The sequence below is a fragment of the Achromobacter spanius genome (assembly GCF_029637605.1).
GTDB lineage: Bacteria > Pseudomonadota > Gammaproteobacteria > Burkholderiales > Burkholderiaceae_B > Achromobacter > Achromobacter spanius_E.
This window is the reverse complement of record NZ_CP121261.1, coordinates 3196421-3212545: the sequence shown is the minus strand read 5'-3', so window position 1 is coordinate 3212545 and position 16125 is coordinate 3196421. Positions and strand designations below refer to the sequence as shown.

17 protein-coding genes are annotated in these 16125 nt (G+C 65.3%); 10 read left to right on the top strand and 7 right to left on the bottom strand.

Features of this window, described 5'->3' with window-relative positions; all coding sequences use genetic code 11:
- Positions 1-12 precede the first annotated feature (12 nt).
- The 4 genes from P8T11_RS14345 (at position 13) to P8T11_RS14330 (ending at position 3032) form a co-directional block, all read left to right on the top strand.
- The gene (locus P8T11_RS14345) at positions 13-780 is read left to right on the top strand and encodes a class II aldolase/adducin family protein (protein WP_268081319.1); all 768 of its coding nucleotides are present in this window, start codon (positions 13-15) and stop codon (positions 778-780) included.
- 10 nt (positions 781-790) lie between these two features.
- Positions 791-1372 (top strand): YceI family protein, encoded by a 582-nt coding sequence (locus P8T11_RS14340; RefSeq protein WP_050445446.1) that lies wholly within the window; start codon positions 791-793, stop codon positions 1370-1372.
- Between the two features lie 156 nt (positions 1373-1528).
- Positions 1529-1786 (top strand): helix-turn-helix domain-containing protein, encoded by a 258-nt coding sequence (locus P8T11_RS14335; protein WP_268081320.1) that lies wholly within the window; start codon positions 1529-1531, stop codon positions 1784-1786.
- Complete coding sequence (locus P8T11_RS14330; protein WP_268081321.1) at positions 1779-3032, top strand: type II toxin-antitoxin system HipA family toxin; 1254 nt, start codon at positions 1779-1781, stop codon at positions 3030-3032. The genes P8T11_RS14335 and P8T11_RS14330 overlap by 8 nt, the downstream gene beginning before the upstream one ends.
- Positions 3033-3073: 41 nt before the next feature.
- On the opposite strand, the gene P8T11_RS14325 is transcribed toward P8T11_RS14330, so the two are convergent.
- From P8T11_RS14325 to P8T11_RS14315, 3 genes are all read right to left on the bottom strand, one after another.
- A complete protein-coding gene (locus P8T11_RS14325) occupies positions 3074-3520 on the bottom strand; it encodes an SRPBCC family protein (RefSeq protein ID WP_268081322.1) in 447 nt (148 codons plus the stop codon).
- Positions 3521-3595: 75 nt separating this feature from the next.
- Complete coding sequence (locus P8T11_RS14320; protein ID WP_278072175.1) at positions 3596-5173, bottom strand: FAD-dependent monooxygenase; 1578 nt, start codon at positions 5171-5173, stop codon at positions 3596-3598.
- A gap of 133 nt (positions 5174-5306) precedes the next feature.
- Positions 5307-5816: a DUF1993 domain-containing protein gene (locus tag P8T11_RS14315; RefSeq protein WP_259249909.1), complete on the bottom strand. Its 510-nt coding sequence runs from the start codon at positions 5814-5816 to the stop codon at positions 5307-5309.
- Positions 5817-6024: 208 nt separating this feature from the next.
- Here P8T11_RS14315 and P8T11_RS14310 point away from each other — a divergent pair, with 208 nt between their 5' ends.
- From P8T11_RS14310 to P8T11_RS14300, 3 genes are all read left to right on the top strand, one after another.
- Positions 6025-6903, top strand: coding sequence for an NAD(P)-dependent oxidoreductase (locus P8T11_RS14310; protein WP_268081324.1), 879 nt, complete (start codon positions 6025-6027; stop codon positions 6901-6903).
- Between the two features lie 155 nt (positions 6904-7058).
- On the top strand, positions 7059-8027 hold the full coding sequence (locus P8T11_RS14305; protein ID WP_268081325.1) for a Bug family tripartite tricarboxylate transporter substrate binding protein: 969 nt from the start codon (positions 7059-7061) through the stop codon (positions 8025-8027).
- A gap of 31 nt (positions 8028-8058) precedes the next feature.
- Positions 8059-8730, top strand: coding sequence for an RraA family protein (locus tag P8T11_RS14300; RefSeq protein ID WP_268081326.1), 672 nt, complete (start codon positions 8059-8061; stop codon positions 8728-8730).
- Here P8T11_RS14300 and P8T11_RS14295 read toward each other — a convergent pair.
- From P8T11_RS14295 to P8T11_RS14280, 4 genes are read right to left on the bottom strand one after another with little or no spacing between them, the layout of a single operon-like run.
- Positions 8717-9088 carry a hypothetical protein gene (locus P8T11_RS14295; protein ID WP_278072174.1) on the bottom strand — a complete coding sequence of 124 codons (372 nt, stop codon included), beginning with the start codon at positions 9086-9088 and terminating at the stop codon, positions 8717-8719. The two genes, P8T11_RS14300 and P8T11_RS14295, sit on opposite strands and share 14 nt — an antisense overlap.
- Before the next feature lie 18 nt (positions 9089-9106).
- Positions 9107-9763: a GntR family transcriptional regulator gene (locus P8T11_RS14290; protein ID WP_268081328.1), complete on the bottom strand. Its 657-nt coding sequence runs from the start codon at positions 9761-9763 to the stop codon at positions 9107-9109.
- 40 nt (positions 9764-9803) lie between these two features.
- On the bottom strand, positions 9804-11171 hold the full coding sequence (locus tag P8T11_RS14285; RefSeq protein WP_268081329.1) for an ATP-binding protein: 1368 nt from the start codon (positions 11169-11171) through the stop codon (positions 9804-9806).
- Positions 11168-11836, bottom strand: coding sequence for a response regulator transcription factor (locus tag P8T11_RS14280; RefSeq protein WP_268081330.1), 669 nt, complete (start codon positions 11834-11836; stop codon positions 11168-11170). The genes P8T11_RS14285 and P8T11_RS14280 overlap by 4 nt, the downstream gene beginning before the upstream one ends.
- A gap of 130 nt (positions 11837-11966) precedes the next feature.
- Between P8T11_RS14280 and P8T11_RS14275 the strand changes: the two genes are divergently transcribed.
- The 3 genes from P8T11_RS14275 (at position 11967) to P8T11_RS14265 (ending at position 15963) form a co-directional block, all read left to right on the top strand.
- Entirely contained in the window at positions 11967-12731 is a 765-nt protein-coding gene (locus tag P8T11_RS14275) for a MipA/OmpV family protein (RefSeq protein WP_268081331.1), read from the top strand.
- Between the two features lie 150 nt (positions 12732-12881).
- Complete coding sequence (locus P8T11_RS14270) at positions 12882-13889, top strand: Dyp-type peroxidase (RefSeq protein ID WP_268081332.1); 1008 nt, start codon at positions 12882-12884, stop codon at positions 13887-13889.
- A 208-nt stretch (positions 13890-14097) separates the two neighbouring features.
- Entirely contained in the window at positions 14098-15963 is a 1866-nt protein-coding gene (locus P8T11_RS14265; RefSeq protein WP_268081333.1) for a methyl-accepting chemotaxis protein, read from the top strand.
- Positions 15964-16125 lie beyond the last annotated feature (162 nt).

Sequence of the window (16125 nt, the reverse complement as noted above, 5' to 3'; positions counted from 1 at the left end):
ACTGGAGATGGGATGGATACGGCAAGCAAGCACGGCAACAGCGTGCGCGAACAGGTCAGCGCAACGGAATGGCAGGTGCGTACCGACCTGGCCGCCTTGTACCGGCTGGTGGCGCTATTCGGGTGGGACGACCTGATCTTCACGCACATCACCGCCAAGGTGCCCGGCACCGAGCATTTCCTGATCAACCCCTACGGCATGATGTTCGACGAGATCACCGCGTCCAGCCTGGTCAAGATCGACCTGCACGGCAACAAGGTGATGGATTCGGAATACGACATCAACCCGGCCGGCTTCACCATCCATAGCTGTATCCATGCGGCGCGCAAGGACGCGATGTGCGTGCTGCACACGCATTCCATCAACGGCGTGGCGGTTTCCGCGCAGAAGGCGGGCTTGCTGCCCTTGTCGCAATTCGCGTTCATTGCGTTGCGTTCGCTGAGCTACCACGACTACGAAGGCCTGGCGCTGAACCCCGAAGAGCAACCGCGCCTGGTGCGCGACCTGGGCAGCAACAACTATCTGATCCTGCGCAACCACGGCCTGTTGACCGTCGGCCAGACCATGGCCGAAGCCTTCCAGGCCATGCACCGCCTGGAAGCCGCCTGCATGGCGCAAGTGCGGGCGCAGGCGGGGGGCGGCGAACTGGTCTTCATCCCGCCCGAGGTGCTGGCGCGCGCCGCCGTCGAATCCCCGGCCGACCGCGCCTACAAGGCGTCGCTGGCCTGGCCGGGCCTGCTGCGCCGGCTGGACCGCCGCAACCCTGGCTACGCGGAATAGGAGAACCTTGATGAAGCTGATCCCGACCCTGCTGGGCGCAAGCGCGCTGGCCCTGTCGCTGTCCGCCGCCGCCGCGCCGGTCACCTACGACATTGACCCCTCGCACACTTATCCCAGCTTCGAAGCCGATCACTTCGGCGGCCTGTCCACGTGGCGCGGCAAATTCAACAAGTCGCAGGGCGTGGTGGTGCTGGACCGCCAGGCCCGCACCGGCACCGTGGATGTCACGGTAGACATCAATTCGGTGGACTTCGGCCACGATGAAATGAACAAACACGCGGTCGCGCCCGACATCTTCGACGCCGCCCGCTACCCCACCGCCACGTTCAAGGGCACCTTCACCAAGTTCGACGGCGACCGCCCCGAAGAAGCCACCGGCGACCTGACCCTGCGCGGCGTCACGCGCCGCGTGAAGCTGGACATCGACGACTTCAAGTGCATCGACCACCCCATGGAAAAGCGCGAGGTGTGCGGCGCGGACGTATCCACGGAATTCAGCCGCAAGGACTTCGGCCTGGACTTCGGGCTGGACATGGGCTTCAAGCCGGAAGTGGAGTTGAAGATCCAGGTTGAGGCGGGGCGGCGGAAGTAGGGGCGGGTAGCTAGCCTTCAGTGTGGGTAGATATGTACGAAATAACCGACATTTAATTAAATGCATCAAAAAAAGTCTGTTTTATCGTACATTTTTACCCTTTCTAGGTGTACGGTATAGCCATCATTCGGCCGCTACGGCCCAGGAATGTCGCTTATGCCGTACTTTTCCACCGCCGTTTTCCCCGCGCAGTTCGGCGCGAATTTTCAGCGCGAACGCAAGCAGCGCAAGCTTAGCCAGGCCGCGCTGGCCGAGCGCGCGGGTGTGCCGCGCCAACTCATCATTCAGATAGAGAAAGGCGAAAACGTCGGCCTGCATGCCATCATGCGAGCGCTTGCCGCCCTGAACATGGGGCTACGCATCGACACCGCGGGCATCAACTACGACGACGTGGAGAGCCTGGACGATGAGTAAGGCCGACAAGATCAAGCGCTTGGAGATCAGCACCCCGCAAGGCGAGTCGGGCTTGCTGGAAAAAGAATCCAGGTTCGTCTTCAACTACACCCACCCCGAGCAGGACCGCGAGGTGTCGTTGATCATGCCGCATCGCGCCGAAAGCTATGCCGACACCGCATTGCCGCCCATTTTTGCGATGAACCGCCCCGAGGGCTATCTGTACGAAAAACTCTGGGAGCGCTTTGGCAAAGCGGTGGCGTTGGACGATATGCGTTTGCTGGCGTTGACGGGCAGCAACCAGATCGGCAGATTGCGATACCGCGAACCCGGGCGCGAAATGCCGCCGCTACGCCCCGAGGTCGGGTTGTCGACGCTATTGGCCAGCGGGGCCAGCGTTGAACTCTTTGACCATTTGGTCAGCGCTTATCTCACGTCCGGAATCTCCGGCTTCCAGCCCAAGGTCCTGATGCCGGACGCGGAGGGTGTGGCGGGCCAGGCCATCGTCGACAAGTCGACCACGTTCACGCCTGATCTCATTGTGAAAGCCGCCGGTGAGGACTATGCCTTCCTGGCGCAGAACGAGTTCCTGTGCATGAGCGCCGCGAAAAAGGCGGGCATTCGGGTGCCGGACTTCTGGCTGTCGGATGATGGGTCACTATTTGTGATGCGCCGCTTTGACCTGGATGGCGGCCGGCAACTAGGGTTTGAAGACATGGCGACGCTGTTGCGCAAGACCGCCCGCGAAAAGTACCTGAGCTCTTACGAGACGATTGCGCAACTGATCGGCTTGTTGTGCGGCGCGAACCGCAACGAAAGCCTTGCCCGCTTTTTCGACTACGTGACGCTATCGGTCCTGGTGCGCAATGGGGATGCGCATCTGAAGAATTTCGGCCTGCTGTATCGCCACCCGGGCGCTGCGCCCGCCGCCTTGGCGCCGCTGTTCGACGTCGTGACCACAAGCGTGTACGACTTTGAAGACCCGCAATCCGGGCGCATTCTGTCGGATCGCACCTTGGCGCTGAAGCTGAACAAGAAACGGGAGTATCCGACCCGTAAGGCGCTGCTGCAGTTTGGCCGCACGGTGTGCGGCGTCGCGCAGCCGGAAGCCGTCATCGACCGCATCACCACCGCCATGCAAGAGGTGCTGCACGACGAAAAACATCGTGTCGACGGCGACTTCCTGGGTCGGATGCGTAAAGAGTGGGAAGGGGGATGCGATGCGGTGCGGCCGGCCATGGTGTTCCAGGGCGGCCGCGCGTCGTAGCGCTTTGCGGTTCCCCTTCCGGGGTCTTGGGCCCTCGGGACTTACTCCGACACGTCCGGTTCCACCAGCGTCGCCAACTGCATCAGCGATTCCTGCCAGCCCAGGTAGCACATCTCGGTGGGAATAGCGGCGGGGATGCCGCTTTGCTCGATGGCGATTTCGGTGCCGCAACTGACCTTGCGCAAGGTCACCGTGGTGATCATTTCGCCCGGCATGTTGGGGTCGTCGAAGCGGTCTGAATAGCGCAGCTTTTCCGAGGGAATCAGTTCCAGGTATTCGCCGCCGAAGGCGTGGATCTGGTTCGACCCGAAATTGCGGAATGACATCTTGTAGATGCCGCCCACCTTGGCGTCCAGTTGGTGGACCTGGCAGACAAAGCCGTAGGGGGGCAGCCATTTGGCGATGGCGTCGGCTTCGAGGAAGGCGCGGTAGACGCGGTCGGGGGTGGCGCGCAGAACGCGGTGGAAAGTTACGGTGCCAGTAGTCATGGTGTGTTCGCCTTTGAAGTGAGTGGGTCGTACTGATACGACGAACAGACGACACCAGAATCGACATCGATTCGATCAGGGAAAACCCGGGCTGCGCAAGCGGTCCACGTAGGCCGACAAGGCTTCTGCATGGGCGTGGTCGGCGCGCAGCCCGACGTGGCCGTCCGCGCGCACCACCAGCAGCACCATGCGGTTCACGTCCAGCAAATCGGCGGCTTCAGGCGCCAGGTAGGCGTCTACGCCGGACACCTCGGCGTTGGCCGTCAAGGCGACCACGATTTCGATGATGGCGCCGTCCGACAACGGCGCCATGTCGTGCCGCGCCTGCGCAAGTTCTTCCTGCGGCGTGGTGCTGCCCCCGATCAGCAGCGCGGTATGGCCCAGGCGCTTGGCGTAGTCGTGCAGCTTGCCCGCGCCGCCCGTCGCGTATTCGATGGATAGATGATCTGGCAGGCGCTGCCCGGGCCAGACGGCGTGCCGGGGTTCGCCCATGACGATGGGTGAACCGGCGTAATCGATGTCCAGCTCGGCTTCGGCCACGGCTTCGTGATGGCGCGTGGCGGGGTCGGCCAAGGCGCCGCGGATGGCGGCGTCGCGCTCCTGCCGGGCGGCGGGGTCCGACAGCATCTGCGCGCTTTCGGCGGCATCGCCGGAGGCCATGACGTGGTCCGCCACCGGCCGCCGCTCGGCGTGATAGCTGTCTAGCAAGGCGTCGGGGCAATGTCCCTGGCAGACCAGCGCCAGCTTCCAGCCCAGGTTGTAGGCGTCTTGCAGGCCGCTGTTCATGCCGTGGCCCTGCGCGGGGCTGCATGTGTGCGCGGCGTCGCCCGCCAGCAGGATGCGGCCATGGCGAAAGCGCTGCGCCACCTTGGTGTGGCAGTCAAAGCGCGTGGGATGCGACACGTCTTCAAAGCGTGCGTCGGGCAGGTAGCCCTGCAAGGTGGCCAGCGCATCGGCCACCAGGTCCGATTGCGCAGAGCTGGGCCGCAGATACACCCGCCAGCGCCGCCCCGGCAGGGCGGTCAGAATCACGGGCGTGGGGTCCAGATAGGCGTAGTTGGCCTCGAACGAATCCGGCCAGCCGCTGATCGCGGCGTCGAACACGGCCCAGGGCTGGTGGATGTCGTGGCCGTCCTGCCCGATGCCCATCAAGCCGCGCACGGTGCTGTGATGCCCGTCGCAGCCCACCACCCACTGCGCGACGACCTCGGATCGGGTGCCGGCGTGTTCCAGCGTGGCCAGCACGCCCTCGGGCCGCTCTTGCAAGCCGACCAGCGTGGTGGCGCGCTTGACGCTGCCGCCAAGTGTTTGCAGATGCTCGGTCAGGAGGGACTCGGTGACTTCTTCCGAGATGCCGATATTGAAGGGGTAGCGGCTGCCGCACAGCGCCAGATCGATGTCGCCCAGCACTTGGCCGGCAGCATGGATGCGCGCGCGCCGTTGCTTGACGCCGGCTTCCAGCAGCGGCGCGGCAAGGCCGAGCGCGTCCAGGATTTCGATAGAGCGAGGATGAACGACGGTGGCGCGGTCCCAATCCAGGGGGCGCTCGTGCGCGTCGATCAGCAGGCAGTCAACGCCGCGCCGTTGCAGCTCGGCGGCGGTGAGCAGGCCGGCGGGGCCGGCGCCCACGATCAGAACGGTTGTCGCCATCATCCGGGCTCTCCTGTCGGGGCCTGCCTGCATCACGCAACGTTGCGTCACGCGAACTTAGTGCAGGCCGAGGGAAAGCGTCAACGATGTCGGCCCCCGCCTGACGGGCGAGGGCGGGCTTACCGGTTAAACCAACTTAGTACGTACCCATGTAGTCGCGCTTGCCCACTTCGATGCCGTTGTGGCGCAGGATCGCGTAGGACGTGGTGACGTGGAAGAAGAACTGCGGCAGGCCGTAGTGCAGCAGGTAGGCGCTGCCCGACAGCTTCTTTTCCTTGGGGGTGCCCGGACGCAGCACGATTTCCAGCGAGGCGCTTTGCGCGAATTGTTCCGGCGTGAACGCGCCCACGTGCGCCAGCGTCTTGGCGATCAAGGCTTGCAGGTCGGCAAACGTGGCCTCGCCCTCGGGCCAGGACGGCACTTCGGTGCTGGTCAGGCGCGACGTGATGCCACGCGCGAAGTCGGTGGCGATCTGCACCTGGCGCGACAGCGGGAACATGTCCGGGTACAGGCGCGCGCCCAGGTAGGCGGCCGCGTCGATGTTCTTGGCGGTGGCGTGCGCTTCGGCCTTCTTCAGCACGTCGGACAAGGCGGACAGCATCTGCTTGATGACGGGAACGGAGGCGTCGTACAGGGGGTGGGTCATGGAGGACTCGCTTGGGAATAAGGGTAGGCGGGCGCGGCAGCTGGGCCGCGCGGCTGGGGCAAGACTACCAGCAATTGCCTACTGCCGTGCTGATGCCTATTTTGTACTTTTAATGTATCCATTCAACGCAAAACCACGGGTTTACACGGGGTATATTCCCGCCTTTTTCGTGCGTTATAACGCCGTATGTATTTTTAATGTACTTACGATGATGAAAATTGCATTGATAGGTTGTGGGGAAGTGGGCAATTGCTATGCCGAGGCCTGGGTGGCGGGCGGACATCGGATCGTGGGCATCTGCGAATTGCGGCAAGACGCCGAGATGCAGGCGCGCGCGCAGTCGTTCGGCAGCGCGCTGTATGCCGAAGCGGGTGCCTGGCTGCAAGAGGCAGACATCGTGGTCTCGGCCGTGTTCGGGCACGCCGCGCTTGCGGTCGCCCGGCAGGCTTTGCCGCATCTGCGCCAGGACGCGGCTTACGCCGACTTCACCACCGCCAGCGCGGCGGACATGCGCGCGGCCGCCGACGTTGCCGCGTCGGCCGGTATTCCTTACACCGACGTCGCCATCATGGGCGCCATCGCGCTGTTGGGCGCGCGCACGCCGCTGCTCTGCGCCGGAACGGGCGCGGAAGCGGTTGTGGCGTTCACTGCCGGATGCGGCGCGCCGGCCCAGGCCATCGCCGGGCAGGCGGGCGATGCGGTTCGCCTGAAGCTGTTGCGCAGCATCATGACCAAAGGCATGGAAAGCCTGGCCGTCGAATGCATGGTGGCCGCTGAAAGCATGGGCCTGCGCGCGTCCTTGTACGAGGTCTTGTCCGACATGGACCGCACGCCGCTCACCACCTTCGTGGATTCCTTCGTGCGTTCGCACGTGCTGCACGCCCCGCGCCGCCTGGCCGAGGTGCGCGAGGCCCGTGAACAGCTGGTGGAAGCCGGCTTGCAGCCCTTGGTGCTGGATGGCGTGGAGCGTCTCTTCGCGCGCACCACCCAGGGCATCGAAGCAGCGCGCAAGGCCGGCTCATTCAACGTGCCGGATTCCGTCGAAGCGCGTCTGGCCTGGCTGACACCGCTTGCGCGGACGTCCTGACGGGAGTTCTTGCCCCGCGTTTTTGACCCGCGCTTTTGACCCACGCTTTTGACCCACGCTGCCCACGCGGCGCGACCGATACAAGATTCAAGATCCAAGGACCGGCCCCAAAGAGGGCCGCCCGAACCATCCCATACAAAATAGTGAGGAAGACAATGACGTCCCTGAAAAAACTGCTGGTGGCCACCACGCTGCTCGTCTCGTCGGCCGCGGCCGGCGCCGCCGACATGGGCTCGGCCCCGATCACGCTGATCTCCCCCTTTCCGCCTGGCGGCGGCACCGACACGCTGACCCGCATGATCGGCACGGCCATCGCGCAGGACACCGGCTGGAATATCGTGGTGGAAAACAAGCCGGGCGCGGGCGGCAACCTGGCGCTGGACGCCACGGCGCGCGCCAAGCCGGACGGCCACACGCTGGTCATGGCGCAAACGGACAACATCGTGCTGAACCCGTGGCTCTACAACAAGCTCAGCTACGACACCTTCAAGGACTTCAAACCGGTGGGCCTGGTGGCGTCGTCACCCAGCGTGTTCGTGGTGGTGCCCGATTCGCCCTACAAGACGCTGGATGACGTGGTGAAGGCCGCCAAGGCGCGCCCCGGGCAGGTGTCGCTGGGCATTCCCGGCATCGGCGGCAGCGGTGATTTGATCGGCCATCTGTGGCGCAAGGCGGCGGGCATGGAACTGATGCACGTGCCGTATCGCGGCTGGTCGCAAGCGTTTCCTGATCTGGCCAGCGGCCGCATCGACCTCTACACGGGTTCCGTCGCATCGCTGTTGCCGCAGATCCGTGGCGGCAAGGTGCGCGCGCTGGCCGTGGTGGCGGACGCCCGTTCGCCCGCCTTGCCCGATGTGCCCACCTTCGCTGAAAGCGGTTTCAAGTCCATCAACCAGACCATCTGGTGGGGGCTGATGGCGCCGGGCAAGACGCCCGACGACGTGGTGGCCACGCTGAACAAGGCGCTGAACGCCTCGCAGGCCAAGCCGGAACTGGTGAAGAAACTGGAAGACGCCGGTTACAGCGTCATGGCGGGCACGCCGGAAGATCTGGCCAAGCGCCATCGCGCCGACCACGACGTGTTCGGCAAGGTCGTGCAGGAAGCCGGCATTCCCAAGCAATGACCTCCCACATCGACAGCAACAGGAGCACCTCATGATCGGCTTTGACATCCACCCGCGCGCGCGTGCGGTCAGCAGCGAAGTGGTAGAGAAATTCCGCCCGATTCCGGTGGCCAACATCAGCGATTGCATGTGGCGCATGACGGCGGGTGGGGCGCGCCTGCGACCCATGCACGACGGCACCTTGCTGGCCGGCCCCGCGCTGACGGTGCGTACGCGCCCCGGCGACAACCTGCTGGTGCACAAGGCGCTGGAACTGGCCCAGCCGGGCGACGTGGTGGTGGTGGACGCGGGCGGCGACCTCACCAACGCCATCATCGGTGAAATCATGACGACCTACGCGCAAACTCGCGGCCTGGCCGGCATTGTGATCAACGGCGCCATTCGCGATTGCGGTGCGATCCGCCGGGGTTCGTTTCCGGTGTACGCGGCCGGCATCACGCATCGCGGCCCCTACAAGGACGGCCCGGGCGAGATCAATACGGTGATTGCGCTGGACGGCATGACGATCACGCCGGGTGACCTGATCCTGGGCGATGAAGACGGCCTGCTGTGCGTGCCATATGAGCAGGTGGACGCGATCTATAAAGCGGCGACGGCCAAGCAGGAAGTGGAAGCGCGGATGATGGCGGAGATTGCCGCCGGCACGCTGGACACGTCGTGGATCGACGCGCGGATGAAGGCGCAGGGCTTCAAGCCCGCTTGAACCCCAGCCTGCGCAGCAGCCGGTCCATCACCGCGCCGCCGTAGGCCCACGACAGCACCGCCAGCACCAGCATCGCTACCGTGAAGTAGGCGCGCGCGGCCAGCGGCACCGGGTTGTGTTCGGCAATGCTGCGCAGCGGCTCAATCCCCGTGAAATCGCTGGCGGCCAGCGCGCTGAACAACAGCGCCAGCACCGGCCCCGTGAAGCGCGGGGGCTCGCCGCGCGTGGCCGGGTCTCCTTGTGACGCCCACTGCGCCAGCCGGAACAGTTGCACCACGATGGTCACAAGCGGAATGGCCACGGCAAGCAGCAGCACGAACAGGGCAACGAGAATCTGGGGTGAATACATAGAGGACATCAGGAAAAGGGGCCACCCCTACGCGTCCGCCGGCGGCTTGCGCTGGCTGCGAAACAGCAGGTGCGTGGACGTCAGGTGAAAACGCATGGCGATGTCGGCGCAGCCCGGATCCCGCGCGCGCACGGCCGCGATGATCTGCCTGTGGTGTTCCACGCTGCGCAGCATGTCGTCCTGCGTGTAGAAGTAGAACGAGCCGATGATGATCGGCATGTCCAGCAGGTTTTCCACCATGTTGCGCACCCGTGCGGACTGCGCCGCGTCAAGCAGCGCGTGGTGGAAAAGGTTGTTGCAGTGCTGCACGCGCGCCACCTTGTCGGCGTCGTCCGACATCACCGCGTCCAGCATGCGCTGGTTGATCTGTTCAAGCTGGTCGATCTGTTCGGGCGTGGCGCGTTCGGCGGCGCTGCGCGCGGCATAGGGTTCCAGCAGCAGGCGCAGTTCGAACGCTTCGTTGATGTCGCGGTCCACCCAGCCCAATACCTCGGCGCCGCGCCGGCCTTCGCGCTTGACCAGGCCATCAGCCACCAGCCGTTCGATGGCGCTGCGCACCGGCGTGCGGCTGACGGCAAGCTCGGCCGCAATGTGTTCTTCGCGCAGCCGTTCACCGGGCAGGAACACGCCCGACATCAGCCGGCGGCGTAGTTCCGCATAGACAAGATCGCGGGCGCTGGTCATGGTGGCGCGGGTTTCCTGGGGGGCGGCAAAGAGTTCCAGACTATACCCGAAGGGGCGCGAGAATCTGGGCGAAATGGATGGTGATTCCGACGCCGCGGCCGTCCAGTCCCGGCCCCCATTCCACGCGCGCGCCGTGGCACGCCGCAATCTGCGCTACCAGCGACAAGCCGATGCCGCTGCCGCGCTCGGTGGCGCCGGGCACGCGGTAGAAACGGTCGAACACGCGATCGCGTTCGGTGACGGCAATGCCGGGTCCGTTGTCCGCCACGGTCAGATGGGCGCCGCCTTGCGGCAGCGGGCCGCAACTGACTTTCACGCAGCCGCCTTCCGGTGTGTAGCGCAAGGCATTGTCCAGCAGGTTGCGCACCAGCACCCCCAGCGCGTCGACGTTGCCAGGCAGGGTGATGGCATGGGTGTCCAGGACGATGCGTTGTTGCTTGGTGTTGGCCAGCACTTCGCTGTCGCGCGCAATCATTTCCACCAGGTGGTCCAGCGGCACGGGCTCGATATCGCCTTCGCCCTGCGCTTGCATGCGCGCCTGTTCCAGCAACTGTTCAGCCAGCCGCGACGTGCGCAACGCAACATGGCGCAGTTGTTGCACCGCCTGGCCGCGCGCCGGCTCGCTGTCGCTGCGCAAGGCCAGGTCCGCGTAGGCGCTTAGCGCCGCCAGCGGCGTGCGCAGTTCGTGCGCGGCGTCGGCCAGAAAGCGCCGTTCCCGGTCCAGCGACGCCGACAGGCGTTCCAGCAAGCCGTTGATGGCCCCGATGAAAGGCCGCAGTTCGCCCGGCATGCCCGCGGTGGGCACCGGGGTCAGGTCCATGCCGGTGCGGTTCACGATGGCGTCTCGCGCGCGGTCCACGGGGCGGAAGGCGCGGCGGATCACCAGCCACGTCAGGCCCGTCAGCGCCAGGAAAAGCGCGCTGAAGAACCACAGCCCGTTCCACATGCGCGTCACGGTGTCGTCCTGCAACTTATCGACCGACTTGGCGAACTGCACCTGCACCAGCCTGTCCGCATCCGACAAGGCGTAGACGCGCCAGGATTCGCCGCGCACCGTGACGTCCTGGAAACTGTCTTCAAAGCTCTGCACCATGGGGGCATCGGGCGCGGTCGGCGAGCGCACGATCAGCCGCTTGTCGGCCAAGGACCAGACCTGGAAGTTGGAGGTTTCCCCATCGAAGTGGGTGGACGCGGGCAACTCGAAACGGTCTTCGTGCAAGGGCTCGGCTTGCAGCAGGCTGGTGGGCAGCGACAGCAGCACCTTTTGCGCGCCGTAGCGCACGCTTTGGTCCAGCATGCCGGTTTCCGCGCGCGTCTGCTGCACATAGACCAGCAAGACCGCGATCAACCAGGTGGCCAGCATGGCCAGCAGCAGGGTGATTGCCAACCGTCTGCGTAGCGTCGTCATGGCGCGGCGCCCGCCACCATGCGATAGCCCAGGCCGTGCTGCGTTTCGATCAGCCCCTCGCCCAGCTTGCGCCGCAGTTGATGGATGTACACCGCCACGGTGTTGCTTTCGATGGTGCCGCTGCTGCCGTATACCGCCACTTCCAACTGGTCGCGGCTGACGGTGTGGCCCATGCGCTGCATCAGCGCCAGCAGCGTGTGATATTCATGCGCGCTAAGGCTGACTTCCTGGCCGCCGCGTTTGACGACGCGGCCCGCGGGTTCAAGCACCACGTCGCGGCAGCGCAGCGCCGACACCACGCTGTTGCTGCTGCGTCGAAGCACGGCGCGCAGGCGGGCCAGCAGTTCGTCCAGTTGAAACGGCTTGACCAGGTAATCGTCGGCGCCCGCGTCCAGCCCCTGGATGCGTTCGCTCAGCCGGTCGCGCGCGGTGATGATCAGTACGGGGGTGGTATCGAAACGGCCGCGCAACGTCTTGAGCAGCGTCAGCCCGCTACCGGCGGCCAAGCCCAGGTCCAGCAGCACGGCTTGATAGCCGTGGTCCACCAGCGCCAGTTGCGCCTCGGGCAAGGAGCGTGCCCAGTCCACGTCGGCCCCGTCTTCGGCCAGGCCCGCACGCAAGGCATCGCCAAGCATGGGATCGTCTTCGACAAGCAGGATACGCACGCACACTCCAGAGCGCCGTCAGGCACGACGCGGCGGGGTCTTAAAGAAATTTTAAAAGTTGATCAGGACAATGCAGGCCAATCCCGGGGCGCTTGCCCACGGCCACTGTCATGAACGAAAGGAAGCCCTGATGCGGATGGGTATAGTAGCAAGAGGCCTGATGGCCGGCGCGGTGTTTGGCGGCGCCGGCGCCGCGCAGGCGCAGGCCACCAACGGCATAGGATTAGGGGTCGGAGCCATTCCGGTCTACGAAGGGTCCAGCGAATATCGCGCGCTGCCCGTGCCGCTCATCAACTACCAGTCTGGCAATTTCTTCATCACGCCCCGCATGGGCTTGCCCGCCATGGGTTTGAAGACGTCCCTGGCGCCTGATCTTGACGCAGGCGTGTTCGTGGGCTTGAGCCTGGGGCGCAAGGCCGACGACGCCGACCGCACCAAAGGCCTGGACGACATCAAGTTCCACGCCGCCTACGGGGCCTATGTGGAATGGCGGCCGGGCCGCTACTCGCTGGGCGCGGGCTACAAGCAGGCGGCGCGCAGCGGCTATGGCGGCACGCTGGAACTGCGCGCGTCCTACGCGGCGCTCAAGACCGAACAGAATACGGTGCAGGTGGGCGTCAGCACGGAATGGGCCAACCATGACGCCATGCAGACCTGGTTCGGCGTGACCTCATCGCAAGCCGCGCGCAGCCGCGAGGGCCTGTCGACGTACTCGCCGTCCTCCGGCTTCAAGTCGGCGGCCTTGTTCACCACCTGGTCGTATCGCATCAACCCAAGCTGGAGCACGGTGTCCACCATCGGCGTCAACACGCTGCTGGGCGACGCGCGCGACAGCCCGCTGACCGAACGCAAGACCAATGTGTTCGGTTCGGTGGGCGTGATGTACCGCTTCTAAGCCTACCGCTTCTAAGCCACGCGGCCGGGCGGACGACCCGCGGGGCGGCCAGCGACAAAACGTTCAACGCCGCGCTAAATCATTCAAGAAGGCGTAGGGGCTGCCGGATACAATTTCGACGGAATTTCCCTCGCCTTCTTGAGCCTTCCCATGCCCGATTTTCCGCCTGAATCCCAAGCCGTCCACAGCCCCACGACGCGCCACGCCATCTTTATCGTGGCCACGATCAACCCCGGCGCCGACGCCGCCGCCACCGTGCGGGCCTGGTGCGAAGACGTGGCGGCCCGCGTGCGTACCGTCAATACGCGCTCGCCCTTGGAAAACCTGTCCTGTGTGTGCGCGTTCGGTTCCAACGCCTGGGACGCCCTGTTCGGGCAGCCACGCCCCGCCAACCTGCACCCGTTCCGCGTCTTCGGCGATGGCGAGCGCGTGGCCGTGTCGACCCCGGGCGACATCCTGCTGCACATCCGCGCCGACGCCATGGACCTGTGCTTTGAAGTGGCGACCTTGTTGATGGACGGCCTGGGCGACGCAGTGACGGTGGTGGATGAAGTGCACGGTTTCCGCTACTTCGACCGCCGCGCCATCATCGGCTTTGTCGACGGCACCGAAAACCCCGAAGGGCGCGAAGCCGTGCATTTCACGGTCATCGGCGATGAAGACCCCGAGTTCGCGGGCGGCAGCTACGTGCTGGTGCAGAAGTACCTGCACGACATGGCCGCGTGGAATGCGCTGACCGTGGAAAGCCAGGAAGGCGTCATCGGCCGGCACAAGCTGTCCAACGTGGAACTGGACGACGACATCAAGCCGGCGTCGTCCCACAGCGCCTTGACCACGCTGGAAGAGAATGGCCAGGAAATCAAGATCCTGCGCGACAACATGCCATTCGGCCGCGCGGGCATGGGCGAATTCGGCACGTATTTCATCGGCTACGCGCGTACACCCGCGCCGATCGAGCAGATGCTGGAAAACATGTTCGTGGGCCGTCCGGCGGGCAACTACGACCGCTTGCTGGACTACAGCCGCGCGGTGACGGGCGGGCTGTTCTTCGTGCCGTCGGCGGATCTGCTGGAGGAACTGGCGTCGCGCCCCGCCGTGGCGGCCATGGCGCAGGACGACGCCGCGCCGGCGACGGCGGGCGTGCCGGCTCAAGAATAAGCGCCTCTGCGAATAAGCGCCTCTGCGGGCGCGTCGGCTTAACAATAAGCGGCGCCCGACGTCTACAACTAAAGATCGATTGCGTGGTGCCTGGCTAAAGGTTCCGCTGCCTTTGCCGTAAGCCCAACGTGGCCGCCGCTTTCCTGCATTCCTTGGCGGCCGCATCCCCGTGCCGTCCGGCATGGGCCGTGGCAGTTAGAAGGCAAGAATGAAAATCACCTCGTTGCGCAATCGCATTTTATTGATCACCTGCTTTACCGTCGTCGGCGCCCTGGTGCTGTCGGGCGTCACCACCTACCAGATCGTGCGCAGCAACATGATGGCGACCATCTCGGGCAACCTGGACGCCATCGCGGCCGGTAACGCCAGCGCCATCGAGCGCTGGTCGCACGACAAGGCCCAGGCTGTGACCGCCACCGCCGCCGTCGTCGAAAAAGGCGACCCGCGCGGCTTGACCAAGCTGATGGGCGAGACCAACGGCTTTCCCATTTCGACCATCGGCTGGTCGGACAAGACGTATTTTTCCACCACCCAAACCGCGGCCGGTTACGACCCCACCGCGCGGCCCTGGTACAAGAGCGCGGTGGCGGCGGGCAAGCTCACCGTCACCAAACCGTATGGCGATTCGGGCACCGGCAAGCTCTACGTGGCCTTCACCGCCCCGATGATCCGTGGCGGGCAGACGACGGGCGTGCTGAGCGGCGCCGTGCCGCTGGACGGCATCCAGAGCATCATCCGCGCCATCCGCCCCACGCCGTCCAGCCTGGCGTTCGTGGTGGCGGCCGACGGCCAGGTCATTTCGCACGTGAACGACAAGCTGGCGTTGAAGCCGTCCACCGACGTGGCGCCGGCATTGACCGCCGCCGCGCTGACGGCCATGGCGCGCGACGGCGCCGAGCCCATTACCGTCAGCCTGGACGGCGAGCCCAAGCTGATCAAGGCGCGCCACATTCCCGGCACCGACTGGTCGCTGGTGATTGCGCTGGACCAAGCCGAAGCCACGGCCGGCCTGACGCAAGTGCTGAGCGCCACGCTGATTTCGCTGGTGGTGCTGACCCTGGTGGCTGTGGCCATCGCCAGCGTGGTGACGTCGCGCGCCTTCAAGCGCCTGTCGGCCGTGCGCGACGCCATGGACACCATTGGCTCGGGCGACGGCGACATGACGCACCGCCTGGCGGTGGTGGGCCACGACGAAGTGGCGCAGATTTCCGTGTCGTTTAACGCCTTTGTCGACAAAATCAGCAAGGTGATGCTGGATGTGCGCGCAGGCGTGCATTCGATGTCGGCCGCCACGCGCGAGATCGACATGGGCAACCGCGACCTGTCCCAGCGCACGGAAACTTCGGCGGGGTCCTTGCAGGAAACCTCGTCGGCGCTGACGCAGATGACCTCCAGCGTGCGCCAGACGGAAGAAGCCGCTGAACACGCCAAGCGCCTGGCCACGGAAGCCAGCGTGGCCGCCGAGCGCGGCGGCAAAGTGGTGACCGATGCGGTGACGACGATGAGCGCGATTTCGCAATCGTCGCAGCGCATTACCGAGATCATCAGCGTGATCGACAGCATTGCGTTCCAGACCAATATCCTGGCGCTCAACGCCGCCGTGGAAGCCGCGCGCGCGGGCGAACAAGGCCGTGGCTTTGCCGTGGTGGCGGGTGAAGTGCGCACGCTGGCGCAACGCAGCGCGGCGTCCGCGCAAGAGATCCGCACGCTGATCCAGGCCTCGGTGGAAAACGTGAAGAGCGGCACCGAACGGGTACAGGCGGCGGGTTCGACCATGAGCGAGATCGTGGACGGCATTGCCCGCGTGCAGCGCCTAGTGAATGAAATCCATGGCGCCATGACCGAGCAAAGCGTGGGCATCACCCAGATCGACCGCAGCGTGGCTGATATGGACCAGGCCACGCAGCAGAACGCGGCCTTGGTGGAGGAATCCGCCGCGGCTTCGGCCATGCTGAGCGACCAGGCGCGCGTGCTGGCGGATACGGTGGGGCTGTTCAAGCTGCGTGGCGATGTGCAGGGGCAGGGTAGTCAAGGCATGGGCAATCAAAGGCTGGCGTTGCCGCACGCGGCATAAGAGCAGCTCCGCCACAGCAGCACTTCAGAGCAGCCCACCCGGAGCCGACCCCAGAGCCGACCCCAGAGCCGACCCCCAGAGCAGCCCCATGGGCCGGCTCGGCCTGCCCTGGGGAGTTGCCCGGCGGCGCGCTTGGCAGCAGAATCCGTCATACCGAGATCG